Here is a 23,963-nt window from a genome sequence, read left to right as displayed (position 1 = left end):
CGCCTTTACTAAGGTTGGCACAGCGGCGTGGGGGAGGAATCAGGTTTTGATGCGGTATCCGGTGCGGAAAATCCACCAGACGGTGGTGAGACACAGCACCAGAAAGAGCAAAGTCATGCCGATACTCAGCCCCAGGTTAACATCGGCTACGCCGTAAAAAGCCCAGCGGAAGCCGCTGATCAAATAAACTACCGGGTTGAACAAGGTAATTTTTTGCCACATTTCCGGCAGCATACTGATCGAATAAAATGCACCGCCGAGAAAAGTGAGCGGCGTAATAATCATCAGCGGAATAACTTGCAGCTTCTGAAAGTCATCGGCCCAAACTCCGATAATAAATCCGAACAGGCTAAAAGTGACGGCAGTCAGCGCGAGGAATGTCAGCATCCACCAGGGGTGTACAATTTCGTAATCCACAAAAAAGCGAGCGGTCAGCAATATCAACAGCCCCAATAAAATGGACTTTGTAGCTGCGGCACCCACATATCCGGTGACGATTTCGAAGGAGGATATGGGAGCGGACAGTACTTCATAAATGGTGCCGGAAAACTTAGGGAAAAATATTCCGAAAGATGCGTTGGAAATACTCTCGCTGAGCAGTGCCAGCATTACCAATCCTGGAATAATAAAGGCCCCATAACTGACTCCGTCGATATCCCCCATACGCGATCCAATCGCCGCACCAAAGACAATAAAATAGAGAGATGTCGAGAGCACCGGTGAGGCGATGCTCTGCATCAGGGTGCGCCAGGTGCGGGCCATCTCAAACTTATAGATGGCGCCAATTCCATACCAATTCATGCCTGTGCCTCCTTACTGAGCTGCTCTTCCCGTTCAAGGCGGGCACCGTGAACCAAGTTGACGAAAATTTCCTCCAGGGAGCTTTCCCGGGTGTGTAAATCGCGGAATTCAATATTGGCGGCATTTAAACGGCGCAGAAATTCCGCAAGACCAGTGTCTTCGCTTTTGATGTCAAAGCGATAAACCAGCTGGCTGCCATCGCTGCTGAGACTGAGTGGTAGGTCAGCAAGACTCTCTGGAATTTGTTGCAGTGGTGTGGGCAGTTGCAGGCTGAGTTCTTTCTCCCCCATTTTCTTCATCAGTGCATTTTTCTCCTCAACCAGAACCAGTTGGCCGTGATTGATAACACCGACACGATCGGCCATTTCCTCGGCCTCTTCGATATAGTGGGTGGTGAGGATAACGGTTACCCCCGACTCTTTCAGTTCGCGCACCATTTGCCACATATCCTGGCGTAGCTCCACATCGACCCCGGCGGTGGGTTCGTCGAGGAAGAGCACATTGGGCTCGTGGGATAGCGCTTTGGCGATCATCAGGCGGCGCTTCATTCCTCCTGAAAGCGTAATAATTTTGTTATCTTTTTTTTCCCACAGGGATAGCTGCCGTAGAATTTTCTCCAGGTAGGCGGGATTGGGAGCCTTGCCGAATAGACCGCGGCTGAATTTCACTGCCGCCCAAACGGTTTCAAAGGCATCGGTGGATATCTCCTGGGGCACCAGACCAATCTCATTGCGGGCATTGCGATAGCCCCGCTGAATATTGTAACCATTGACAGTGACCTCACCGCAGCTTGGATTTACGATGCCGCAGATAATGCTGATCATGGTTGTCTTGCCCGCGCCATTGGGGCCGAGCAAGGCAAAGAGTTCTCCCCGCTGAATTTCCAGGTCGATATTCTTCAGGGCGGTAAACCCCTCGGCATAGGTTTTTCCCAAGCCTTTGATGGAAATAATCGATTCCACTTTTTCTCCTTGCCAAAATTACCGTACGGCTTTGGCTGTGTGTTGTCAGGTGGATTTATCGGGCAGAAAGGAGGAATACCTTTCCTGTCGGATCAGTTTCCCGATCCCAGCCCGGAAGTATATGCCAATGAGAATTCTTTTTTAATTTTAATGATGTATATCAAAGCCGCGCTGGAGGCGGCGAACATCAAAATTAAAGCCATGGATGAGAATGCACTGGAATATCCCATTTTATCTATCCAGGGCTGGCTGATGAAAGGCGAAATAAATTGCCCAAGAAAAATTCCAGTCGTCAGAAATCCCGCAGTTTTCCCTCTTTTTGACTCCGGAGCAGACTCGAGAGCCGTAGAAAAGATATGTGGTATCAGGGTACCCATTCCAAGTCCGTAGAGGGCAATAAAAGCAACTATTTCCGTCAGGTTTTGAGCACCGGCGAGCAGCCCAAAGCTGGCGGCCATAATAGTAAAGCTTGCGATAAAAACGCCGAGCACTCCCAGTTGATTCCGGGCTCGCCGGTAAATCAATAATGAGGCGATGGCTCCCATAACATTACTGGAGGCGATAGCCATAGCAATAAGGCTGGGTGAGGAGATTTCTATCTCGCGCAAGTAAAACGGGATCTGAGTTGGAATCAGGGTAAAAGCCAGGCTATTTAAAGTTGCCGCCGCCAGTAGTGCATAAAATGCAAGCGGGTTATCCTGCTTTTCTTTTTTGGGGTCTCTGTGCTTGAAAGGCCTTACTCGCATGGGCTCCCAAAGGAAAATTTTAACTGCTGGAACTAGTAGTAAGGCCAACAAGTAAATTGCGAAGGGGGCGCGCCAATGTAAGCTGGCCAGTAGTCCGCCCAGGGTTAGAAATACGACCCCACCGATACTGATAAAAGTACTCTGCTGGCTCAAATAAGTTAGGCGTTGCTCCCGGCTGAAATAATCCCCCACCAGGGCTGTTACCGAGGTCATTGTTCCGGCCACGGCAACTCCCAATAGTAAGCGGCTAGTCAGGATACCTGCGAGACTATCCTGAAATAGGGCTAGTAGACCGGATAGTCCATAGAGTACCAGGGCTGCTTTCAATAATTGCAGGCGGCCATGGCGATCAGCAATCCAGCCTGCTAATGGAGCGCAGAGGGCGATGCTCAAAGCGGGCAGGGTCACTACCAGTCGGCTCCACAAATCACTATTGGGTGTCCCTGAGAAATACTGCTGCAGTGCAGGTAGTGACGGGGCTACAGTGGCCCCCGACATGATAGTGAGTGCTGCCAGACACAGTAATGTGATACGGCTCTGAGACGGTATCCCGCTGGTCGTGTGCTTCATGATTATTAGTCGCTGCTTCTAGGTCCCAGGGTTTCTCTTCGCGGTATCTCCAGACTCGCGTATTTCAGTAGCAAATTTGGGGTTCAGGCTTGCAGCTGCCACTAGTAGTAAGAACAGGTTTGGGTTGGCTTGACCGACTGGTTGCGTAACGCCGTTTGCTTGGTGCTTTTCCATCACTTTTCTCCCTCGCTTGCATTAGGTTGTGCAGCAGTGTAAAACCTCAACTAATGTTTAGGTCAATGGTTGGTGGGCATTTTTATGGCAGCTGAAGAATCGGCCGAAAAAGGAGCGGTAAAGTCAAAGCAAATCAAGCGGGAGCTGACTGTTGGCGAGGTGGCCGAGCGCAGCGGCGTGGCAGTCAGCGCCCTGCATTTCTATGAAAGCAAAGGCCTGATTGCCAGCTGGCGGACCTCCGGAAATCAAAGGCGTTACTCGCGGGATGTATTGCGCCGAGTGGCCATTATCAAGGTGGCCCAGAGTACCGGGATTCCACTGTCGGAAATACGCGAGGCTTTCGGGGAGCTTCCCAATAAACGCACGCCCAATGCGGGGGATTGGTCATCACTCTCTTCTCACTGGCGTGAAGAGTTGGATCAGCGTATCCAGCAGTTAACCAAGTTGCGCGATGACCTTGAGGGATGTATTGGCTGCGGTTGTTTGTCTATGCAGAAATGCCCTTTACGGAATCCCGGGGATGAAGCTGCGGAGCAGGGAGGGGGAGCTCGCTATTTGGATTTGACCGAATAGGAAAGTGGTAGCAATACACGAGTACTGCTACCAACCCCCAAGGCGTACTTTTATCACTGCTAAAAGGCTGATAGCGGTTTTTCGGCGCTCACCTCAGGAGAAAATCTTCTCGTAAAACGCCAGTGTTCCCCGCCAGGCGTCTTCAGCGGCTTCACGGTTATAGGCCAGCGGCAGGCCGAACTTTTCTCCCCGGTCTGTTGCACAGGGGTTGGTAAATCCGTGTAGGACCCCCGGGTAACTGACCAGAGTTAATTTGGCTTCGGATTCCTGCATCTCAGTAACAAACTGGCCGACCTGGTCCGGTGGAACCATCACATCGGCGCCGCCGGTGTAGACCTGTATTTCAGCATTAATAGGTTTGTTTTGTGCGGGGGTACTTCTTGCCAGTGCCCCGTGGTAACTGACTACGCCGCGCAAGTCCACGCCGACTCGAGCCATAGCGAGTACGACTCCGCCGCCAAAACAATAGCCCTGTGCTGCGACCTGGTCCGGGTCTGCTTGGGGCCGCTGCTGGAGCAGTGATAATGCTGTGCGGAAGCGCGCTTCAAGGGCCACCGGGTCCTTCAGGGCTTCATCCCTGAACTGCTGTGCCTCTTGTGGATCATCGGTCTGCTTGCCTGCGCCAAACATATCCACTGCAAAAGCGAGGTAGCCGCAGTTGGCCAGTTTCTCCGCCTGCTCGCGAACAAAGGCATTGTGCCCCCACCATTCGTGTACCAGTAAAACCCCCGGCCGTTTGTCACTGATATTTTCATCCCATGCGAGATATCCGCAAAAAGTATCCCCGTTTACGGTGTAGTCAATTACTTCCGCTTCCATAGTGAGTCGCCTGGCTGATCGAGAAAGAGTCGTTGGGAAACCGGTTTGGGCCCGGCTACTCCGCAAGCGTGGCACAAACTTCAGTTGTTGCCAGTGGGTGGCCCTTTCAGCTCAATCACATTGTCTTCGGGATCTGAGATGTAAATTGACAGGCCAATTCCATCGGCGCCAAAGCGCTCTTCTGCTGGCGAAAACTTTACCTGTTCCTGCGCTAAAAAGGCCTGAATGCTCTCCGGATTAAAGGGTTCAACCCGGAAGCAAAAATGATCCAGGTTCCGCCCTTCCTTTCCTGGTGCTGCTCCCCCTCTCTGGCCTATAGGTTTATCAACTGGCACTAAATCTATCATGCAAGTGCCTGCGCGGAGTTGGTAGAGGCCAATATCGTCCCGTTGGCGCACAATGCTGCATCCAAGAATATTTTGGTAAAAGTCGAGCATGGGTTTTAGAGATTGGACACGCAATACAATATGGTCAATATGGTGGAGCTTAATCATAGGCTGCCCAAGCTTAGTTTTTACTAAGACTAGGTGGACCCTAAGGTAGTTGTCGAGTGAATTAAATGTTAGAGATTTTTTAGTTAATCTGTAAAAGCCTGGCTATAGAGAAGGTAGGTAGCGCAAATAACCAGAAGGCTCCCCATGGATCTGTTAAATATTTTGCGCCGGTATTGACTCTCTAATAATAGGCGAGCCCGATCTCCGGCAATAGCCCAAATACTTAATGAGATGTAGCAAACCAGAAAGTAAATCAGGGTGAATGAGAGTAAATTGCTGTGGTTATCGCTGCTGGAGAAAATAGCCACTCCAGAAAGGCAGGCGATCCAGGCCTTCGGATTGAGCCATTGCAATAAAAACCCCTGGTAAAAGCGTGGTTTCTGTAACTGCTCAATATCCGCATGATTAGTAGGTGCAGCCGCTGTTTGGTAGCCGATAAAGGCCACATAAATTGATCCTGGTATCGCAACATATCGTAGTAACTGGGGATAAATTTCTATTGCCTGATAGAGCCCAAGGCCTATAGCTGCAAGTAACAGTGTAAAGCCTATTGTGGCTCCTGATACAAAGGGCAAGGTGCGGATAAATCCATAATTCACCCCAGAGGAAATGATAACCATATTCACCGGCCCCGGTGTAATGGACATAGCCAGGGAAAACCCAAACATAGCAAGAAGTAGTGACATTCGCTGCTCCTGGCAGTTATCAATTGTTTGGAGACTTTAATGGCCTGGTAGGAAAATGATTAGATACTTAAAACTGAAATATATTGTTTATAAAAATTTACTTACTAAAAATGGAGAAGGAAAGAATACACTGCACTTGGGACCCTATGAGGCATGGATGCCGATTAGGAGCTTACAGGGATGTATTCACTGCGTGTCTCGAGTGCAGTGTATTCTATCCTTCCACCCCAGTAGTAAGTATGGAAGAGTGTGCTGCATGAGACTGGGTGCCGATTACGTGCTAACAGCAATATATTCACAGATCTTCGCAAGAGCGGTGTATCCTTTCCTGTTGACCCAGAAGTACCTTTAGAGAATTCATAGGGAGTTGCTATTGTGCTAAAGGATATTCGCTATTTACTGGTGTTTGCCAAGGTTGTGGAAAGCGGCTCTTTTAGAGGCGCTTCTTCGGAACTGGATATTTCTGTCGCCAGCGTTAGTTCCTATGTGGCGAGGTTGGAGGAAAGTCTTGGCGTTGCACTCTTGTATCGCAATACCCGCAAGTTGTCCCTGACCGAAGATGGGGAAAAGATTTATAAAACGGCACAGAAGATATTGGATTTGTACGCCGATGGTCTCGGAGAATACAAAGCGCGAGAGGAACGCAGTATCAGTCGGCTTAAAATTGCAATCCCCGCCGTTTTGATCCACAGCCGCTTGCTGAGCAAAATAGTGGGCTTTGTCCGGCAGGATCTGGGTATTCATTTACAAATTCAATGCAGCGACCAGCACGAGGATGTAATTGGCGGTGGTTTTGACTTGGCAATTCGTCTGGGTAATATGCCTGACAGCAATTTGAAAGCGCGTAAGATATTTGAACTAGAGCGGGTGTTAATTGCCAGTGGCGATATGCTGGATCGTTATGGTTTTCCGAGTCATCCTCGCGACCTTGCAGTTTGGCCCTGGATTGGGCTGAAAATGCGGCCCAATCACCGGCGATTTCTGCATCGGCAGCAGAGCGAATATGAAGTTAGCTACGCTCCGGTAGCGACTGTCGACAGTGTTGAAGCGGCTTATCGATTAACGAGCTGCGGCCTGGGACTATCGGCGCCACCTAGATTTCTATTAAGTGCACAGGATGATGTACAAGAATTATTGCCAGACTGGCAGCTTCCGAATTTACCTGCCTATGCAGTTAGACCTTCAAACGGAGTCTCCGAAGGTCCTATACAGAAACTGATTGATTATTTGGCCGATAGTGATACCCAGCTTGCTGCCTGCCATCCTCGCGATGTAACGCAAAAGCTAGCTGCAGAAGCGGTTGATTGATTGTCCCGGAAGGTTCTCAATAGCTCGGTAGAGGCCTCTGCCGTCAAGGTTGGTCGCTTGCGGGCAGAGGTTCTTTTATTCATGGGAAAATTTAAAAACTTACTGCGGAATAAATTCCTGAACCATATTTATTTGGGGGTTTCTGCTTATTTCGGCAGGATCTTGCTTTGCCGGTGTTGACTCCATGGATGTGTCTTCAGAGACATTAACTGTGCGAATAATACTGGCGATTTCTGGTTTGCAGGAACCGCAGCTGGTACCGCAGCCAAGGGTTTCTCCCAGTGCTTCGACGGTGTTAATGCCTTGGGCGATGGCCTCCTCTATCTGTGGCCGGGATATCTGGAGGCAGGTACAAATCATCTTCACACCGGGCTTTATGGGATGAAGCAATTGCCCCGGTGATTCAGGCAGGGGAGTGGCCAGGTAGTTTTCCAGGTGTTGTCGGCTGGGTAATTGGTGCCAGTCTCTACCAGAGAAAATCAGAAGTTTTAAGCTATTATCGTAGGCGATCCAGCGCTGACTTTTAGGGGTAACCAATTCCTGCCAGAACAATTGGGGCTGCTCGTCCATTATCTTGGATGCCAGTTCCCGCCCGTGGATAAGTTGGTTTGCGGCAATTTCATAGCGAAAGCCATTTTCCAAGGGGACTCGATACCAGTGCAGGATACTGCTGTCGTTGGCCCGCTGTAACCAATCCCATACTCTATCGGCAGTCTCTTCGGCACAGATCATTGTGGCAAAGTATTCAGCTGCCAGAGGACTGACATTGACGGGAACCTGTTTGAATTCTGGTTGGCCGGAATAGGGATCAATACTGGAGTCCGCCAGGGCACTGGGCTTGGAATCCTGTGAGAAGGTTTCACTCCAGTGAATAGGGGCAAAGATCTCCCCGCTTTTTTGCCCGCCGTTGAGAGCGGCGCGGCCGACCATTTTAGATGAGCCGCTGTTTAACCGAACTAATTCCCCATCGTTAACCTGGAAGCGAGCGGCATCCTTGGGGTTTATTTGTATTTCCGGCAGTTCGCTGTGATCGAGTAATTTTCTTACCCGCCCGGTTCGGGTCATGGTATGCCATTGGTCGCGCATACGGCCGGTATTGAGCCATATAGGATAGTCGCCACTGATCTGCTGTTCCGGAGGCTGCGGCGCTATGGGGATAAAGCGAGCACGCTTGTCCGGGGTAAAAAACTGTCCACTGGTGAATAAGCGTTTGCACCCGGCTGGATGCTCCTGGTTGACCGGCCACTGTACCGGGGCCAGTGCATCGTATTCACTGCGATTGATATTGGCGAGTGCGGAGATATCAAAAGCCCTGGAGCCGTGGTTTTCGAAGCCGGAAAGCTGGGCGTGCTCACGAAAAATATCGGCGGGGTGTGAATAATTAAACTGATCTCCATAACCCAGATGCTGGGCCAGTTCGCACAGGGCTTGCCAGTCGTGGCGAGCTTCTCCCGCTGGGGATAAAAATCCACGTTGCCGAGAGATACGTCGTTCTGCATTGGTGACAGTGCCGTTTTTTTCTCCCCAGCCCGTTGCGGGAAGTAGCAAATCGGCACAGCGAGCGGTATCGGTATTGGCAATGCAGTCGGAGACAATAACCAACGGGCATTTCTGTAGTGCGGCTTTGACTCTATCGGCTTCGGGCATACTGACGGCGGGGTTGGTAGCCATAATCCAAATGGCTTTAATTTTTCCGCTTTCTACCGCGCGGAACATATCCACAGCCTTCATTCCCGGCTTGGTAGCAATTTGATCGGAATTCCAGAATCGTGATACCCGGTCAATATCCTGCTCGTTAAACTCCATATGCGCGGCGAGGGTATTGGCAAGTCCGCCCACCTCGCGTCCACCCATCGCGTTGGGTTGGCCGGTAATAGAAAATGGTCCTGCACCAATTTTGCCCACGCGTCCGGTGGCTAAATGGCAGTTTATGATTGCGTTGTTTTTATCAGTGCCGCTGCTGGACTGATTGATTCCCATGGAATAAAAACTAATGGTCTTTTCTGTTGCTGCAAATGCCTGAAAAAATTCCAATAGTTTTTCGATAGATATGCCACAGGTGGCCGCAGTTAATTCTGGTGACCAGTCTTGAGCCGCAGCTAAGGTATCGGCAAATCCCTGTGTATGATTTTTTATGTAGTCGGTATCTAGATAATAGTGCCGGCTGAGAAAACGCAGAAGTCCATTGAATAGTGCCGCATCAGTGCCGGGTTTAATTGCCAGGTGCAGATCTGCCATTTCACTGGTAGCGCTGCCACGGGGGTCGATAACGACAAGCTTTGCAGCACCTGCCTGCATTCGCTGGAATAAGATCGGATGTGTCCAGGCTGCATTGGAACCGATAAGCACGATAAGTTCAGCCTGTTCCAGATCCTCATAGGAACAGGGTACCGCATCGGCACCAAATGCGCGTTTATATCCCACCACCGCAGAGGCCATACAAAGTCGGGAATTGGTATCAATATTGGCAGAGCCAATAAATCCCTTCATTAACTTGTTGGCCACATAGTAGTCTTCGGTGAGAAGCTGACCGGACAGATAAAAAGCTACAGAGTCAGGGCCATGGTCGCGAATTGTCTGTTTAAAGGCATCGGCCATATAAGAGAGCGCAGTATCCCAGTCACAATCTTTTCCGTGCAGGCGAGGGTGTAGGAGACGGCCGTGTTCGCCCAGCGTTTCGCCGAGCGCAGAACCTTTAACGCACAATTTGCCGAAATTTGAAGGGTGCTGGGAATCGCCACTAACAGTAATCGCTGTAGTATTTGCGCGCTCTTCCCTGTTAATCGAAACCCCACAACCGACACCACAATAGGGGCAGGTAGTGCAGGAGCGGTGCGCGCTCAGAAATTCCTGTACTGCCATTACTGTAGCTTATTGTTGCCGATGTAAACCGTGTTCCCACTAAATGCCAGCGGGTAGGTGGCAAGCTTGATATCGCTGTCTTCCATGCAGACTCCATCGCTAAGGCGGAAATGGTTTTTATACATTGGGGAAGCAATGGTTAATTCCCCTTCCAATTCCGCAATAATTCCTCTTGCAATCACACCAGCTTGTGCGATTGGGTCCCAGTTGTCAACGGCATAAAGCTGTTGTTCCTGGTCGGGTAAAAAAAACAGGGCGATGCTTCTTTGATAGACAGTTTTAGTCACTGTATTCAAAGCCTTCGTTGGGTATACGGAGGTATCGCCCCAAAGCGCACATACCCCAGAGTTGGTGACCAAATCTGATCGCTGACAGATTGGAGACCATTGGGGGTGGGTTATGGCAACTGAATTTGAGGGAGTTTCTTGCAGGGCAGCCAGGTTCATAATAATTTCCTCACAATGGATGGAAAGGATTCAAAAGCAATTTATTAATAAAGGTATAACTGGCGGCTTGCGCCGCCGGGAGAAGCTTTAGGCGTATTCGGCTGTTTCCACTAGCTCGTCAGTGGTCGCCGGACGCGGTTGCCCGCGCTCTTTAACGAAAACAATCTTTTCGTCGGTTTCGTTGCTATTAACGAATTGACGGAAGCGCTTGAGTTTTTCCGGATCGTTAATGGCTGTTTTCCATTCGCATTGGTAGGTGTCTACTACTCGGGCCATCTGGGCTTCCAGCTCGGCACAAATCCCCAGCTTGTCATCGATAATGACTTCGCGCAGGTAATCCAGGCCGCCGTCAAGATTTTCCAGCCACACAGATGTGCGCTGTAATTTATCGGCGGTGCGCACATAGAACATCAGGAAACGGTCGATATAGCGGATAAGAGTTTCGTCATCCAGGTCAGTGGCGAACAAATCTGCATGGCGGGGGCGCATGCCGCCGTTGCCACAAACAAATAGATTCCAACCTTTTTCAGTGGCGATAACCCCGACATCTTTGCTTTGAGCCTCAGCGCATTCACGGGTACAGCCGGAGACAGCCATTTTTATTTTGTGTGGAGAGCGCAATCCCTTGTAGCGGTTCTCTACTTGAAGGGCCATTGAAACGCTGTCCTGAACCCCAAAGCGACACCAGGTGCTACCAACACAGGACTTAACCGTGCGCAGGGATTTGCCGTAGGCATGGCCGGTTTCAAATCCGGCATCAATCAGCTCTCGCCAAATTTCCGGTAGCTGCTCCAGGCGCGCGCCAAACAAGTCGATACGCTGGCCGCCAGTAATTTTTGTATAAAGGTCGTAGCGTTTGGCCACTTCGCCGATCACTATTAATTTTTCCGGTGTGATCTCGCCGCCGGGAATACGCGGAACTACAGAATAGCTGCCGTTTTTCTGCATATTCGCCATAAAAGTATCGTTGGTGTCCTGTAAGCCGACATGAGTCTGCTCCAGAATATGTTCATTCCACAGGGAGGCAAATATGGATGCGGCCGCAGGTTTACAAATTTCACAGCCGCGCCCTGAACCGTGTTTACTTAATAATTCACTAAAGGTTTTTATTTCTTCCACCTGGATAATGTGGAATAACTCCTGGCGGGAGAAGGGGAAGTGCACGCATAAGTGATTGTTCACTTCCATGCCGAGCGCCGCTAGCTCTTCATCGACAATATTTTTCAGTAACCCAGCACAACCACCGCAACCTGTAGATGCTTTTGTTGCATCCTTGACATCAGCCAGTGAGTGGCAGCCACCGGCAACGGCGTCGATAATCTGGCCTTTACTTACATTGTGGCAGGAACACACGGTAGCCGACGCAGGAAGTGTAGCGGCACCCAGCCCGGGAGCTGCGCCATCGGTTGCCGGTAAAATTAATTGTTCCGGGTGTTCGGGCAGATCAATATCGTTGAGGTGATATTGCAGCAGGGTATCGTAGTCAACCGTATCCCCCACCATCACCGCACCCAGCAGCTTTTTGCCCTCGCTATCGGTGATCATACGTTTGTAAACACCGCTCTGCTCGTCTACAAAAGTAATAGCGGCAGCGCCGCTGGTGCGACCATGGGCATCGCCAATAGAACCGACCTGTACACCCAGGAGTTTCAGCTTGGTGCTCATGTCAGCACCGTTAAAGCTCTCCTCTCCACCGGTCAGTTGAGCGACAGCAGTACGCGCCATGCTGTAACCGGGAGCGACCAGGCCAAAAATTTTCTGATCGTAAAGCGCGCATTCGCCGATAGCGAAAATATTCGGGTCTGAAGTACGGCAGTTGCTGTCAATTACGATCCCGCCGCGTTCGCCAACTTCCAGCCCGCTGGATTTTGCCAGTTCATCCTGGGGGCGAATGCCTGCGGAGAAAACAATCATATCGGTAAGTAGTTCTTTATCTCCCTTGAACTGCATACGCAGGCGGCCGTCTACTTCTTCAATCAATTCCGTGGCGGTACTGGTGTGTACCTGAACCCCGAGTGCTTCAATTTTTGTTCTTAGTAGGGCTGAACCACCTTCATCCAACTGAGTGGCCATTAGGCCTGGGGCGAACTCGACAACGTGGGCTTCAAGTCCCAGGGCTTTCAGGGCATTGGCAGCTTCCAGGCCCAGTAGGCCACCGCCGACAACTACACCACTTTTTGCACTGGCGGCAATCGAGCGAATGGAATCGAGATCTTCCAGGGTTCGATATACAAAGCAGCGCTGGTGTTGATGACCGGGTATTGGCGGAACAAAAGGGTAGGAGCCGGTGGCAAGTATTAATTGGTCGTAAGAGTGGCTGGCTCCACTTGCCGCAGTAATTGTTTTATTGTCCCGATCAATTTGCACCACCTTGTCATTGAGCAGGATATTAAAACCCCACTGCTGATACTGCTCCAAGTTTCCCATGGACAGGTCTTCAGCTGTGCGTCCGGCAAAGTATTCGGAAAGGTGGACCCGGTCATAAGCGGGACGGGGCTCTGCACAGAATATGGTGATATCAAACTGGTTGGCGTATTGATGGTTGGCGAGCTGTTCCAGGAAATGGTGCCCGACCATACCGTTGCCAATCACAATCAGCTTTTGAGGTTTAACATTTGCCTTCATTTACAATCCTGCCGTCTCAATTCGTTTTATTCGGCAGGAAGAGGGCCCGTCTGAAATGGCAAGGGCGTCTCCTCTTCTGCCGAAGAGTACAGGCGCCGTTGCCTCGTAATGGGGGAATAATTTGTTGGTAATTAAATACATTCAATCTCTATGCCAATTTTATTTTTAGTAATAAAGGGGGTTTGGCCTGATTGTCCACAATTTTTGCGACAAAGTGGTGCATTTAATTAATTTTCTGCGCTGTAAATGTGCTTATTCAAATCTTATGTATTAGCGCCAAAAGAAGTAGAGCAGATGAGAGAGCAGTAGAATTAAAGTTAGTAGCTGCCAGACAAGAACCGGATTTCTTTCTAGCAGGGGACGGCTTTGGGGGGCTTTAAATTCCGGGCTGGGAGATTGCAGATCCTGGATAAATTCTGACAATGCGTTGTAGCGCTTTTTAGGATCAGGAGCACAAGCCTTTTGTAGGGCGCTATCAATCCAGTAGGGAATATCTTTGCGGTGTGCGGATGCGCGAGTAAAGCGCATTTGGTTATAGTTCTTTAAACGGTAGTGGTAGCTGCCAAAGCGCTCGGGATAGGGATATTTGCCCGTGAGCAATTCATAAGCAATGATTCCCAGGGAAAAGATGTCTGATCGATGGCTGGCGCTATCCCCAAAAAAGAATTCCGGAGCTGTATAATTCTTACTGCCGGGCGCTGTTTCACCAGATAGATGTAATTGCTCTCTGAGCCCTGGGCCATCGGCACCACCGAGATCAATGATTGCCAGGCGCCCGTCGTTGCGCATCATAATATTCTCTGGCTTGAGATCGCCGTGAACGATCTCCAACCGCTGTAAACTTCGCAACGCACTAACCAATTGTGCCATTAGCTCCCGCACTTGGGGAATTTGAGGTTGTGGATGTAATTGCATCCACTGACGCAAAGTCTGTCCTTCGATATATTCGAGAATATGATAGAGACAGTGCCTTTCAGAAGTCGGAGCAAAAACTTTAATAATTCCTGGGTGGGAGATTCGTCGCCCGGTCCATTCCTCAGCAATAAATCGTTCGATGTAGTGGGGGTCATCACAGAAATTAACTGAGGGAGTTTTTATCACCCGCAATACTTCGGTATTGAGGTCTCGGGCCAGATAGAGATGGCTGCGGCTGCTGGCATGTAATTCCTGTAAAACAAGGAAATTGTCGAGCTTTTGGCCTGGGCGCAGGTCAGGTGCGAACGGGAGTTCGCGATTACGCATAGCCAATTCATCGCACTGGGGCAGCCCTACATAATTTATCCGGCAAGTGACAGCAGTCAGGTTATCGGTGGAGCCCGCTGTCAGAGCAGCATCAATAAGCCCTTGTGGGGTTGAACTGGAAAAATTAAGCAATAGCTCAATTAACTCTGTCTCAGGCAGAAAATCGTGAATCCCATCGCTACTCAGCAGGAAAATATCCCCGGGTTGCAATTCCTCACAGCGGTAGTCCACTTCAATATGGGCATCCATTCCCAGGGCGCGGCTCAAAAAGGTGCGTCCAGGTCCGAGGCTGTGGCTGTGATCGCTACTCAAGCACTGTAATTTCCTGTCGCGGAGTCGGTAGATCCGGGAGTCGCCGATGTGAACCAGATGTGCGCTGGTGCCTTTGAAAATAACGGCAGAAAAAGTGGTCAGCCAACCCCGTTTAATTTCGGCACTGCCGCCACTCTGTCGAAATAGCCAGCTATTGAGCGAGTGCAAAACCCGCGCAACAGCGTGCTTTGTCGACCAGGTTTGCGGGGTGCTGTAATAATCGGAAAAGAATCCATTGATGGCAGCGCGGGCTGCTTCACCGCCGGCTTCTGCATTGGCAACACCGTCGGCTACTGCGGCAAGGCTGCCGTGGCGCTGTAATTCAGCGCCTTGGGGAAGCCGCACTGCGCAGGCGTCGTCATTGTGCTGGCGAAGTCCGGCGCAGGAGGCAGTGAACAGTTGCAGGGCATCTTCTTTATTGTCCTGCGAACTGTCACTAGCAGCGAGCCCAGATTCTATTGTGCTCGCTGCAGTGGGTAGATCGTTATTAGGCAACATCGATCATGGATACGCTGCCATCGGGGTGTACTTCTGCCATTTGTCCCTCCGGTTCTTCCAGTAGAAGCAGGGCGGCAAAGCCGAGCAATGCGGTAGCGCAGATTACCAGGAAAAAGGCCTGGTAAGACACCATGCTGAGAACGGTGAGATAGAAAACGGCTCCGACATTGCCGTAGGCGCCAGTCATGCCGGCAATCTGCCCGGTTAGGCGGCGTTTGATTAGGGGCACCACTGCGAATACAGCGCCTTCACCAGCTTGCACAAAGAAGGAACAGGCCATGGCAGCGGCGACCGCCAGGTACAGGGGCCACTCGGCATCGATCATGCTCATAGTGAAGTAACCCAGAGCCAGGCCGGCGGTGAGGATCAGCAGGGTAGGTTTGCGGCCCCAGCGGTCGCTAATCAATCCGCCGGCAGGGCGTGACATGAGGTTCATAAAGGCATAGGCGGAGGCCAGCAAGCCAGCTTTTACCGGGTCCAGTGTAAAGGTCTCGGAGAAGAAGAGGGGCAGCATGGAAACCACAGCCAATTCGGAACCGAAAGTCGCGAAGTAGAGCAGATTCAAAACTGCTACTTGCTTAAACTTATAGCGGTGTACCGGTGCCGGTGGGTTGCTGAGTACTTCACGGTTAATACTGTAGGTTTTATACGCGTCCAGAAGATAGAGTAATACCAAGCCTGCATAGATCAGGTTGGCGGTAAGGTTAGATATTAATGCAACGCCGCTGGATAATTTCCAGGTTAGCAGAGCCAGTGCCGCATACATGGGCACTTTCATCACCAGAAGCAGGATAAAATCCCCGGGGCTAGTGACTTCCATCGCCCCAATTTTTTTTGGCTTGAAATAGGTTGACCCCTTGGGCGTATCAGTCACAGAGAAGTAATAAACTACGCTGTAAACCAGTGCGATTGCGCCAGTGAGGCCAATGGCATAGCGCCAGCCGTCGTCACCGCCAAAAAACAGGGCGATAGTGGGCAGGGACATGGCTGCTGCAGCTGAGCCAAAATTTCCCCATCCCCCGTAAATACCCTCTGCGGTACCCAGCTGTCGAGCCGGGAACCACTCGGACACCATTCGGATGCCTACGACAAAACCTGCACCAATAAAGCCCAAAAGGAATCGGCCAATGGCTGCCTGTACAAAGTTGTCTGCCAGGGCAAAAATAAAGCAAGGCACACTGCCGATTGCCAGTAATAGCGAATAGGTGAGTCTGGGGCCATATTTATCAGTTAGCATCCCGATTACAATGCGCGCGGGAATTGTCAGGGCCACGTTTAAAATAAGTAGGGTTTTGACCTGGTCTGGAGTTAATGAAAGGCTTTTCGCAATTGCCATTAACAGTGGTGCGTGGTTAAACCAGGCAAAGAAAGTGATAAAGAAGGCCACCCAGGTTAGGTGGAGCACTTTTATCTTCCCGCGGAACGAGAATAGATTGAGTGAGTCACTGGACATGCGCATTTCCTTTGTTTGCTAATTCCGCAGGCACAAAAAAAGCCCACAGCTGCAGCCGCTTGACTGCAGACGATGGACTTCGTTGCCCGTTATATTCGGCGAACAACCGCTTCACCGCGCTGATGCGCCTGAGGGAAGGCAATTGCATCATCGAATTATTTCCATTCAATTAATGTGCCACTATTTTTTTGCGAGCAGGAAATCCACTGTCTGCCGATAGAGGTCTGGACGATAGGCTTCTGCTGCACGGAGCGTTGAACTCCCCAGGTCTGAATACATCTCCAGCAGCTGCCGTGCTTTTTCCTGAGTTGGACGCCCACAGTCGTTATCAATATGGGCAAAGAGGTGCCAGCCGGGATTGGCGAGAATTTCCCGGTCCCGGTGGTAGAGTATCTGGTCATTGAGGGAGCGTTGAATCAGCTCCTCAGGCAAGTTGAGGTATTGCCCCAGGGACAAGAGCTTGGCAGCTTCGGCTCTGTTTGCGCGTGCGGCAAGCCAGGTACAGGCCTTGAGAAGAGCGGCCCTTAGGGCCAAGTGGGTCGCAGGGTTGGCTTGGTGCCAGCTCTCAGTGACTGTCAGCACTTTTTCCGGCATAGCTGGCAGCAGTGTATTACAAGCCGCAATAACCACGCCGGACCCTTTGTGGGCGGCCAGGGAGTTCCAGGGTTCGCCTACACAATAGCCATCGATAACGCCACTGTGGAGGTTTTCCAGCATTTGTTCAGGCGGTAATACCACCAGTTTTATATCCCGGTCCGGGTTGATATCGGCAGAGCGCAACCAGTATCTTAATTGCAAGCTATGACTGGAGAATGGATAAACCGTGGCGAGCCTGACAGTAGGTGGGTATTTATTGTCGTGAAGGTAGCGCTTTAGCGCCAAGGCGATATCACTTTGTGAGTCACCTTCACAGTAATTTTGCAGACGTTCGAATAATTCTGCGGAAAGGGTAATAGCGTTACCGTTGCAGCTGAGAATTAATCCACTTAACAAGTGTTCGTGGCAATTTGGTAACGCTTGTTCCAGTGTCAGGGGCATAGGAGCGAGCATTGCTGCAGCATCTGCTTTGCGCGCAATTAACTTGTCTCGCAGGGTGGCCCAGCTTGTTTCTTTTTGCAGCTGTACCTTTAATCCATATTCTTGGAAGTAGCCTAGCTCCTTGGCGACAATCAGCGGTGCGCTGTCGGTCAGGCGCAGGTAAAGCAGTTTGATGGTCTTTTTTTCCGGGCACAGAAGGGCTGACATCGGTACTCTAATGCTCTTTCTGAAAATATTGGATTACTTGCTCGGCAACTGTATGGATGGTCGAGTTGCTGTTCATTGCGAGATTGCGCAAGGTCTTATGGGCATCCTCTTCACTGAGGTTCTTCTTGGCCATTAATAGCCCTTTGGCCCGCTCGATCGCTTTTCGCTCTGTGAGTTGCTGCTGGGTGCGCTCAAGAGACTGACGCAATTGCTGGAAATGTTTAAATTGTGCCATAGCGATTTCTATCGCCGGTGCCACGCGCTCAGGGGTCATTCCCTCGGCCATATAAGCGCTTACTCCGGAGTCGACCGCGCGACTAATAAAGTCTGCGTTTCCGCTACCTGAAAACATAGCCACTGGGGTTGGCGCCTCACGATTGACTATGGCCAGGCTTTCCAGGATATCCCTGTCCGGGGATTCGATGTCTATCAGCACAATATCTGGACGGTATTTTTCCACCTGGAAGAGGAGGCCTTCGGCACTGTTGATCTGGGCGAGAATGCTGTAGCCAGCAGCACGTAATCGCTCACAAACCAATTGGGCGCGCTCGGGATTGTCATCGACCAGCATGATTCCAGGGCTTGGATTAGTCACAATTTACTGCGGCACTCATCTAATAATTTTTATTGGGCTTTACCAACTTTTAATCAATAGTTGTGCCAAATACGCAGAGGTGGGGGAGTGGATGTATGTCTCTAATTCCATGAGGTAAATCTGATGTTACTGCTTTTTCCTGGTGCGACATTCTGCGGATATTGTTTTTTTTGCACAAGTAGGGGGCTAGTACATATTTTTCAGGCAGAAAAGTGTGACTTGGTACTATGGAAGCAAAACCATCTGCACATTTGTGGTTTGCGTGAGTAGACTGTCACATGGCGCGTTATTTTTTATTATACGTGTAATGTGATAGTCGTCTTTATCGACAATATTTAACTAACACGGTGTGTTTGGTGATCTATTTGCGGTTATTAAAAATAGTCAGTTACCCCTAAATTTTTGTTGTTTTTTGTTTGTTTGTAGGTGGTCACTCCACTGTGGGGATTTTCTTGGGTTGAAAATTCATAGTGAATTGAGCGGTAAGGCCATTTAAAAAGGACAACTCCTTATATTTTGGATAAACAAATAGCAATTTAACTTCAGGGAAAAAGGTTTCGAGCGAGACTAATTTTGGCTGATTTCTCTCAGGTCTATATAGCCAATTCAGGATATATAGTCTTATTAATTTCGCCAATTACGGCTATCAGGTTATCCCTCTTTTCATCCCCTTTGACGACGTTTACACTCGATCTGTTTATAAATTGGGCAATCCAATACTTTTTGAGGTAGATGTAGCTGTAAGTTCATAAAATCAACTAAGAGGGGCACGGCGGTGATTATAGCCATACCTAGAGAGACCGCAGAGGGAGAAGCACGTGTTGCAGCGACTCCCGATAGCGTAAGACGATTACGCGATTTGGGTTTTTCCGTAGCGGTGGAGAAGGGGGCTGGTAACAGGGCCAGTTTTACTGATGAAGCTTATGCTGAAGCCGGTGCAGAAGTCCGTGAGGATATGCAACAGTGCCTGGCTGATGCGGGCATAGTATTAAAAGTACAAGCACCAACTGATCAAGAGTTGGCCCTGATTCCCAAAGGGGCTACGCTGATCGCCTTTCTGAAGCCGGCACAAAATGCCGAGTTCCTACAGAAGCTTGCCGAGCGCGATATCAATGCGCTAGCGGTCGAGTCGATTCCAAGAATTTCCCGCGCGCAAAAAATGGATGCGCTCAGCTCCATGGCAAATATTGCCGGCTATCGTGCGGTTGTGGAGGCTGCCCACAATTTCGGTCGCTTCTTTACCGGGCAGATCACGGCAGCAGGAAAAATTCCCCCGGCAAAAGTACTTGTTATTGGTGCTGGTGTAGCGGGGCTCTCTGCAATAGGTACGGCAAAAAGCATGGGAGCTATAGTGCGGGCCTTCGATACCCGCGCTGAAGTACGTGAGCAAGTGGAGTCCATGGGGGCTGAATTCCTCACCGTAGAAATTGAGGAGGAAGGCTCGGGCTCCGGTGGTTACGCCAAGGTGATGTCGAAGGAATTTATTGATGCTGAAATGGCACTGTTCCGCGAGCAGGCCAAAGAAGTGGATATTGTGATCACCACAGCCTTAATTCCGGGGAAACCCGCTCCGAAATTATGGCTTGCAGATATGGTCGACAGTATGCCTAAGGGTTCTGTCGTCGTGGATTTAGCAGCAGAAATGGGCGGTAACTGTGACTATACAGTGGCTCATGAAAAAGTGGTGCAGAACGGCGTCACTATTCTTGGTTATACCAATCTGCCCAGTCGAGCAGCAGCACAATCCTCGCGCCTGTATTCAACCAATCTTGCTCATCTGCTTGGGGAGCTAACTCCAGAAAAAGATGGTGAGATTAATCTCAATTTTGATGATGAAGTGATTCGTGGTGCCACAGTGGTTAAATCCGGTGAGATTACCTGGCCTCCACCCGCACCAAAAATTTCTGCTCAGCCCAAGCCATCGGCGAAAGCTACTGAAGAAGTGAAAATTGTTGAGGAGAAAGCTGAGAAACGAAAATCTCCCGTATCTATTTTTGCATTTTGGGCGATCGCGGCAATCTTATTGCTGTGGTTGGGGCGTGTGGCACCTCCTGATTTCGTCTCGCACTTTACCGTATTTGTCCTGGCAATATTTGTTGGCTGGCAAGTGATTTGGAATGTTACCCATGCGCTACACACTCCGCTAATGAGTGTTACTAATGCAATTTCCGGCATTGTGGTTGTTGGTGCATTAGTACAGCTTGGGATTGCCAATTCGGGTTTGGTGAGCCTGCTTGCTTTCATCGGCGTGTTGGTGGCCAGTATTAATATATTCGGTGGTTTCTTTGTGACCTACCGTATGTTGAAAATGTTTCGCCGGTAACGGGAGGAGAGAGTGATGAACGGTATGATTGCAATGGCTTATCTCTTCTCGGCAGTGATGTTTATCTTGAGCCTGGGAGGTTTATCCAGTCACGAAACTGCGCGCAGGGGAAATATTTACGGTATGGTGGGAATGGCAGTTGCCATTATTGCCACTATTGCTGGAGTGGCCGCCGGGGCTTACTGGATGGTCGCCATCGCTATGATCGTCGGCGCGGTGATTGGTTTGGCACTGGCCAAGCGTGTGGCTATGACTCAAATGCCACAAATGGTGGCTTTGCTACACAGCTTCGTCGGCTTGGCTGCGGTATTAATTGGTTGGGGCGGTTTCCTCGATCCGGTTGTGGAGTTACACGGAGCTGCTCATGTTGTCCACAGCACTGAGATATACCTGGGTGTATTTATTGGGGCAATTACCCTGACCGGTTCTTTGGTTGCTTTTTGTAAGTTGCAGGGATTGGTTTCCGGGAAACCATTAATGCTACCGGCCCGGCACTGGCTTAACTTGATTGCCATTTTGGCCTGTATTGTTCTGGGTGTGTTGTTTGTACCGGCAGATGTGCATGCGGGTACGGTTATTAACTTGCTGTTAATGACCTCAATTGCATTGCTGTTAGGTATTCACCTTGTGGCGGCTATTGGCGGCGCTGATATGCCGGTGGTTATATCCATGCTGAACAGCTACTCCGGTTGGGCCGCTGCCGCTACCGGATTTATGCTGGGCAATGATCTGTTAATTGTAGTGGGCGCCCTGGTGGGTTCTTCCGGTGCCATCCTGAGTTACATCATGTGCCGGGGAATGAACCGCTCTTTTATCAGCGTTATTCTCGGTGGATTTGGCTCTGATGGTGGTGAAGTGTCCGATGAGGAAGTCGATGGTGAAGTAATTGCCATTGATCAACAGGAGCTTGCGGATGAACTGGATGCGGCGGACAGTATCATTATTGTTCCCGGATTCGGAATGGCGGTAGCCCATGCCCAGCAGGCGGTTAGTGACTTGACTGATCGTTTGAGAAAAGCAGGCAAAACAGTGCGCTTTGGTATTCACCCGGTAGCTGGACGTCTTCCTGGACATATGAATGTGCTCTTGGCTGAGGCTAACGTGCCTTACGATATCGTTCTGGAAATGGATGAGATTAATCCAGACTTTCCCGCTACAGATTTGGTTTTGGTGATCGGTGCTAACGACACGGTAAACCCGGATGCAGTGGAAAAACCGGGCTCGCCTATCGCCGGTATGCCGGTGTTGGAAGTTTGGAAGGCCGGTAAGGTTGTTATCCTCAAACGCTCTATGGCTTCAGGGTATGCGGGAGTTGCTAACCCGCTGTTTTACAAAGAAAACTCACGCATGCTGTTCGGTGATGCAAAAGATAGTTTGCAGGGGGTTTTGGGTAAAGTCGGCAATTAGTTGCTGACTCGGGTTATTAATAGTAATTAACCTGTTTTGTACTGAAAGGCCTGGTGGGGTACAAATTGTGATGTGCCTCTTCAGGCCTTTCTGTATTTTGGTTTAGCAATTTCTTTTGATGAAAAACTTGGTTATCGAACCCTTTTTCAAATAGTGGTAGGCTCCACCGCTTTACATATCTTTACTAATAAAAAGGTTAATAGGAGTTTGGGGATGGAAATCCGTCTACGTAAGCTAGCTTTAGCAGGGGTTGTTACTCTGGGAGCTTTAGGCTTGGCAGCCTGTGGGGGAGGCGGAGGTAGCTCTGACTCTGATAGTGGAGATGGTTCTGAGACGCCAACTGCCGTTGGCGGCACTTGGGAAAAGGATAACTTCCTGCCTGTCTCAACTTATGCGAGCCGGTGTGTTGCTCCCCGCAGTGGCACAGACCCAGCAACGGGTTCAGCTTATGCTGATGTAGCGGGCACCCGCGAGGACGAGAATAACTGGCTGCGCTCAATGAGTAATGAGCTCTACCTATGGTACGACGAGATTGAAGACCAGGATCCAGCGAGCTTCGATGATTCTTTAGCTTATTTCGAAGAGCTAAGAACTTTCGCTCTAACTCCCTCCGGTCGAGAAAAGGACCGCTTCCATTATACGGTCCCGTCAGATGAGTGGTATTCACAAACTGAATCTGGTGTGTACGTTGGTTATGGTGTCCAGTGGGCCCTACTTTCCGATAAGCCGCCACGTAAAGCGGTAGTCGCTTATCTGGATGAGGAAAACGGTGGTAATCTGCCGGATATTATCACCCGCGGTGCAGAAGTTATCAGTGTGGACGGCGTTGACCTGGCTTATGGTGATGATGTCGATACCTTAAATTACGGTATGTGGCCGGAAAACGATGGTGAGTCCCATGTATTTGAAATAAGACCTTTGGGTTCTTCAACGATTGAGACTGTCACTTTGGTTGCATCACCAGTGCAATCAGATCCTGTTCAATATGTTAAAACGGTGGACACGAATTCGGGCCGCAAAGTCGGATATATGTTGTTCAATGATCATATTGCGACAGCCGAAGCGGAATTGATTGATGCTGTCAGCGAGCTTGAGTCTGAGTCTGTTGACGATTTAGTACTAGACCTTCGTTATAACGGTGGTGGTTACCTCGATATCGCTGCAGAGTTAGCTTATATGATCGCAGGTGATAATACTGCGGGACAGGTATTTGAAATTGCCCAGTTTAACGACCAGCATCCGGAAACTAATCCAATTACCGGAGCGCCATTGGATGGGACTCCATTCTACTCGACCGGTCTGGGCTTTGTTGATGAGTCTTTATACGGGGAAGAATTGCCGACTTTAAACCTGTCGCGACTGTTTGTCTTAACCAGTGAAAATACCTGCTCAGCCAGTGAGGCCATTATCAATGGCTTGCGCGGAATTGATGTAGAAGTTATTCAGATCGGTGAGACTACTTGCGGTAAGCCTTACGGTTTTTACCCCCTGGATAACTGTGGCACTACTTACTTCACAATTCAGTTCTCCGGTGTGAATGCAAAAGGCTTTGGCGATTACTCCGATGGCTTTGTACCCAATGGTAATTATGGAAATGATGCTGATTTGCCCGGATGTGTGATCGGGGATGACTTTGATAATCTCCTGGGTAATGCTGATGAAGCGCGATTTGCCACTGCGTTGAATTACATTGAGACTGGCGAATGTGGAGATATTGCCGTTAGCGCATTCGCCATTTCCGGTGAAAGCGAGGGTGGCCCCATTTTCAATGCACGAGTGACCAAGGAAGTTTCTCGCAGTAACCGCATAATGGTGAAATAAA

19 protein-coding genes are annotated in these 23,963 nt (G+C 50.0%); 5 read left to right on the top strand and 14 right to left on the bottom strand.

The genetic code is table 11. From position 1 onward, the window contains the following. Nucleotides 1-39: 39 nt before the first annotated feature. The 4 genes from ACJJI8_RS02155 to ACJJI8_RS02140 form a co-directional block, all read right to left on the bottom strand. The gene (locus ACJJI8_RS02155; RefSeq protein WP_413663248.1) at nucleotides 40-801 is read right to left on the bottom strand and encodes an ABC transporter permease; all 762 of its coding nucleotides are present in this window, start codon (nucleotides 799-801) and stop codon (nucleotides 40-42) included. Beyond that, nucleotides 798-1,763, bottom strand: a complete 966-nt coding sequence (locus tag ACJJI8_RS02150; protein ID WP_444934116.1) for an ABC transporter ATP-binding protein — start codon at nucleotides 1,761-1,763, stop codon at nucleotides 798-800. The genes ACJJI8_RS02155 and ACJJI8_RS02150 overlap by 4 nt, the downstream gene beginning before the upstream one ends. A gap of 92 nt (nucleotides 1,764-1,855) precedes the next feature. Then, the gene (locus ACJJI8_RS02145) at nucleotides 1,856-3,079 is read right to left on the bottom strand and encodes an MFS transporter (RefSeq protein ID WP_444934115.1); all 1,224 of its coding nucleotides are present in this window, start codon (nucleotides 3,077-3,079) and stop codon (nucleotides 1,856-1,858) included. 18 nt (nucleotides 3,080-3,097) lie between these two features. Continuing rightward, nucleotides 3,098-3,253, bottom strand: coding sequence for a hypothetical protein (locus ACJJI8_RS02140; protein WP_444934114.1), 156 nt, complete (start codon nucleotides 3,251-3,253; stop codon nucleotides 3,098-3,100). 84 nt (nucleotides 3,254-3,337) lie between these two features. Between ACJJI8_RS02140 and soxR the strand changes: the two genes are divergently transcribed. Next, nucleotides 3,338-3,826 (top strand): redox-sensitive transcriptional activator SoxR, encoded by a 489-nt coding sequence (soxR, locus tag ACJJI8_RS02135; RefSeq protein WP_282931344.1) that lies wholly within the window; start codon nucleotides 3,338-3,340, stop codon nucleotides 3,824-3,826. A 93-nt stretch (nucleotides 3,827-3,919) separates the two neighbouring features. Here the strand turns inward: soxR and ACJJI8_RS02130 are convergent, their stop codons facing one another. From ACJJI8_RS02130 to ACJJI8_RS02120, 3 genes are all read right to left on the bottom strand, one after another. Then, nucleotides 3,920-4,645, bottom strand: a complete 726-nt coding sequence (locus ACJJI8_RS02130) for a dienelactone hydrolase family protein (RefSeq protein WP_444915587.1) — start codon at nucleotides 4,643-4,645, stop codon at nucleotides 3,920-3,922. Nucleotides 4,646-4,725: 80 nt separating this feature from the next. Beyond that, complete coding sequence (locus tag ACJJI8_RS02125) at nucleotides 4,726-5,139, bottom strand: VOC family protein (RefSeq protein ID WP_282931346.1); 414 nt, start codon at nucleotides 5,137-5,139, stop codon at nucleotides 4,726-4,728. An 83-nt stretch (nucleotides 5,140-5,222) separates the two neighbouring features. Continuing rightward, nucleotides 5,223-5,825: a LysE family translocator gene (locus tag ACJJI8_RS02120; RefSeq protein WP_444934113.1), complete on the bottom strand. Its 603-nt coding sequence runs from the start codon at nucleotides 5,823-5,825 to the stop codon at nucleotides 5,223-5,225. 375 nt (nucleotides 5,826-6,200) lie between these two features. Here ACJJI8_RS02120 and ACJJI8_RS02115 point away from each other — a divergent pair, with 375 nt between their 5' ends. Further along, nucleotides 6,201-7,133, top strand: a complete 933-nt coding sequence (locus tag ACJJI8_RS02115; protein WP_444934112.1) for a LysR family transcriptional regulator — start codon at nucleotides 6,201-6,203, stop codon at nucleotides 7,131-7,133. Between the two features lie 99 nt (nucleotides 7,134-7,232). Here ACJJI8_RS02115 and ACJJI8_RS02110 read toward each other — a convergent pair whose 3' ends face one another. The 7 genes from ACJJI8_RS02110 to ACJJI8_RS02080 all read right to left on the bottom strand — a co-directional run bounded on the left by ACJJI8_RS02110 (nucleotide 7,233) and on the right by ACJJI8_RS02080 (nucleotide 18,411). Then, nucleotides 7,233-9,995, bottom strand: coding sequence for a nitrate reductase (locus ACJJI8_RS02110; protein WP_444934111.1), 2,763 nt, complete (start codon nucleotides 9,993-9,995; stop codon nucleotides 7,233-7,235). Continuing rightward, entirely contained in the window at nucleotides 9,995-10,441 is a 447-nt protein-coding gene (gene nirD / locus ACJJI8_RS02105; RefSeq protein WP_444915592.1) for a nitrite reductase small subunit NirD, read from the bottom strand. The genes ACJJI8_RS02110 and nirD overlap by 1 nt, the downstream gene beginning before the upstream one ends. 87 nt (nucleotides 10,442-10,528) lie before the next feature. Continuing rightward, nucleotides 10,529-13,066: a nitrite reductase large subunit NirB gene (gene nirB / locus ACJJI8_RS02100; RefSeq protein ID WP_444934110.1), complete on the bottom strand. Its 2,538-nt coding sequence runs from the start codon at nucleotides 13,064-13,066 to the stop codon at nucleotides 10,529-10,531. Between the two features lie 270 nt (nucleotides 13,067-13,336). Next, nucleotides 13,337-15,118, bottom strand: a complete 1,782-nt coding sequence (locus ACJJI8_RS02095; RefSeq protein ID WP_444934109.1) for a bifunctional protein-serine/threonine kinase/phosphatase — start codon at nucleotides 15,116-15,118, stop codon at nucleotides 13,337-13,339. Next, nucleotides 15,108-16,571, bottom strand: a complete 1,464-nt coding sequence (locus ACJJI8_RS02090; RefSeq protein ID WP_444915595.1) for a NarK family nitrate/nitrite MFS transporter — start codon at nucleotides 16,569-16,571, stop codon at nucleotides 15,108-15,110. Before ACJJI8_RS02090 ends, ACJJI8_RS02095 begins: the two co-directional genes overlap by 11 nt. A gap of 180 nt (nucleotides 16,572-16,751) precedes the next feature. Further along, nucleotides 16,752-17,816: a CmpA/NrtA family ABC transporter substrate-binding protein gene (locus ACJJI8_RS02085; protein WP_444934108.1), complete on the bottom strand. Its 1,065-nt coding sequence runs from the start codon at nucleotides 17,814-17,816 to the stop codon at nucleotides 16,752-16,754. Nucleotides 17,817-17,823: 7 nt separating this feature from the next. Further along, complete coding sequence (locus tag ACJJI8_RS02080; protein WP_444934107.1) at nucleotides 17,824-18,411, bottom strand: ANTAR domain-containing response regulator; 588 nt, start codon at nucleotides 18,409-18,411, stop codon at nucleotides 17,824-17,826. A 775-nt stretch (nucleotides 18,412-19,186) separates the two neighbouring features. Between ACJJI8_RS02080 and ACJJI8_RS02075 the strand changes: the two genes are divergently transcribed. From ACJJI8_RS02075 to ACJJI8_RS02065, 3 genes are all read left to right on the top strand, one after another. Then, nucleotides 19,187-20,734, top strand: coding sequence for a Re/Si-specific NAD(P)(+) transhydrogenase subunit alpha (locus ACJJI8_RS02075; RefSeq protein WP_444934106.1), 1,548 nt, complete (start codon nucleotides 19,187-19,189; stop codon nucleotides 20,732-20,734). 15 nt (nucleotides 20,735-20,749) lie between these two features. Further along, entirely contained in the window at nucleotides 20,750-22,141 is a 1,392-nt protein-coding gene (gene pntB / locus ACJJI8_RS02070) for a Re/Si-specific NAD(P)(+) transhydrogenase subunit beta (protein WP_413663233.1), read from the top strand. 213 nt (nucleotides 22,142-22,354) lie between these two features. After that, the gene (locus ACJJI8_RS02065; protein ID WP_444934105.1) at nucleotides 22,355-23,962 is read left to right on the top strand and encodes a S41 family peptidase; all 1,608 of its coding nucleotides are present in this window, start codon (nucleotides 22,355-22,357) and stop codon (nucleotides 23,960-23,962) included. The last annotated feature ends 1 nt before the right edge of the window (nucleotide 23,963 follow it).

Source organism: Microbulbifer maximicatervae (SeqCode) (assembly GCF_052467695.1).
Note: the sequence above shows the minus strand (reverse complement) of the source record. Positions and strands in the feature narration are given on the sequence as shown.

Excerpts from the sequence above, each read along its gene's own strand:
- ACJJI8_RS02155 (WP_413663248.1), bottom strand. The coding sequence starts at position 801 with ATGAATTGGTATGGAATTGGCGCCATCTATAAGTTTGAGATGGCCCGC.
- ACJJI8_RS02145 (WP_444934115.1), bottom strand. The coding sequence starts at position 3,079 with ATGAAGCACACGACCAGCGGGATACCGTCTCAGAGCCGTATCACATTA.
- ACJJI8_RS02140 (WP_444934114.1), bottom strand. The coding sequence starts at position 3,253 with ATGGAAAAGCACCAAGCAAACGGCGTTACGCAACCAGTCGGTCAAGCC.
- soxR (WP_282931344.1), top strand. The coding sequence starts at position 3,338 with ATGGCAGCTGAAGAATCGGCCGAAAAAGGAGCGGTAAAGTCAAAGCAA.
- ACJJI8_RS02130 (WP_444915587.1), bottom strand. The coding sequence starts at position 4,645 with ATGGAAGCGGAAGTAATTGACTACACCGTAAACGGGGATACTTTTTGC.
- ACJJI8_RS02125 (WP_282931346.1), bottom strand. The coding sequence starts at position 5,139 with ATGATTAAGCTCCACCATATTGACCATATTGTATTGCGTGTCCAATCT.
- ACJJI8_RS02120 (WP_444934113.1), bottom strand. The coding sequence starts at position 5,825 with ATGTCACTACTTCTTGCTATGTTTGGGTTTTCCCTGGCTATGTCCATT.
- ACJJI8_RS02110 (WP_444934111.1), bottom strand. The coding sequence starts at position 9,995 with ATGGCAGTACAGGAATTTCTGAGCGCGCACCGCTCCTGCACTACCTGC.
- nirD (WP_444915592.1), bottom strand. The coding sequence starts at position 10,441 with ATGAACCTGGCTGCCCTGCAAGAAACTCCCTCAAATTCAGTTGCCATA.
- nirB (WP_444934110.1), bottom strand. The coding sequence starts at position 13,066 with ATGAAGGCAAATGTTAAACCTCAAAAGCTGATTGTGATTGGCAACGGT.
- ACJJI8_RS02095 (WP_444934109.1), bottom strand. The coding sequence starts at position 15,118 with ATGTTGCCTAATAACGATCTACCCACTGCAGCGAGCACAATAGAATCT.
- ACJJI8_RS02090 (WP_444915595.1), bottom strand. The coding sequence starts at position 16,571 with ATGTCCAGTGACTCACTCAATCTATTCTCGTTCCGCGGGAAGATAAAA.
- ACJJI8_RS02085 (WP_444934108.1), bottom strand. The coding sequence starts at position 17,816 with ATGTCAGCCCTTCTGTGCCCGGAAAAAAAGACCATCAAACTGCTTTAC.
- pntB (WP_413663233.1), top strand. The coding sequence starts at position 20,750 with ATGAACGGTATGATTGCAATGGCTTATCTCTTCTCGGCAGTGATGTTT.
- ACJJI8_RS02065 (WP_444934105.1), top strand. The coding sequence starts at position 22,355 with ATGGAAATCCGTCTACGTAAGCTAGCTTTAGCAGGGGTTGTTACTCTG.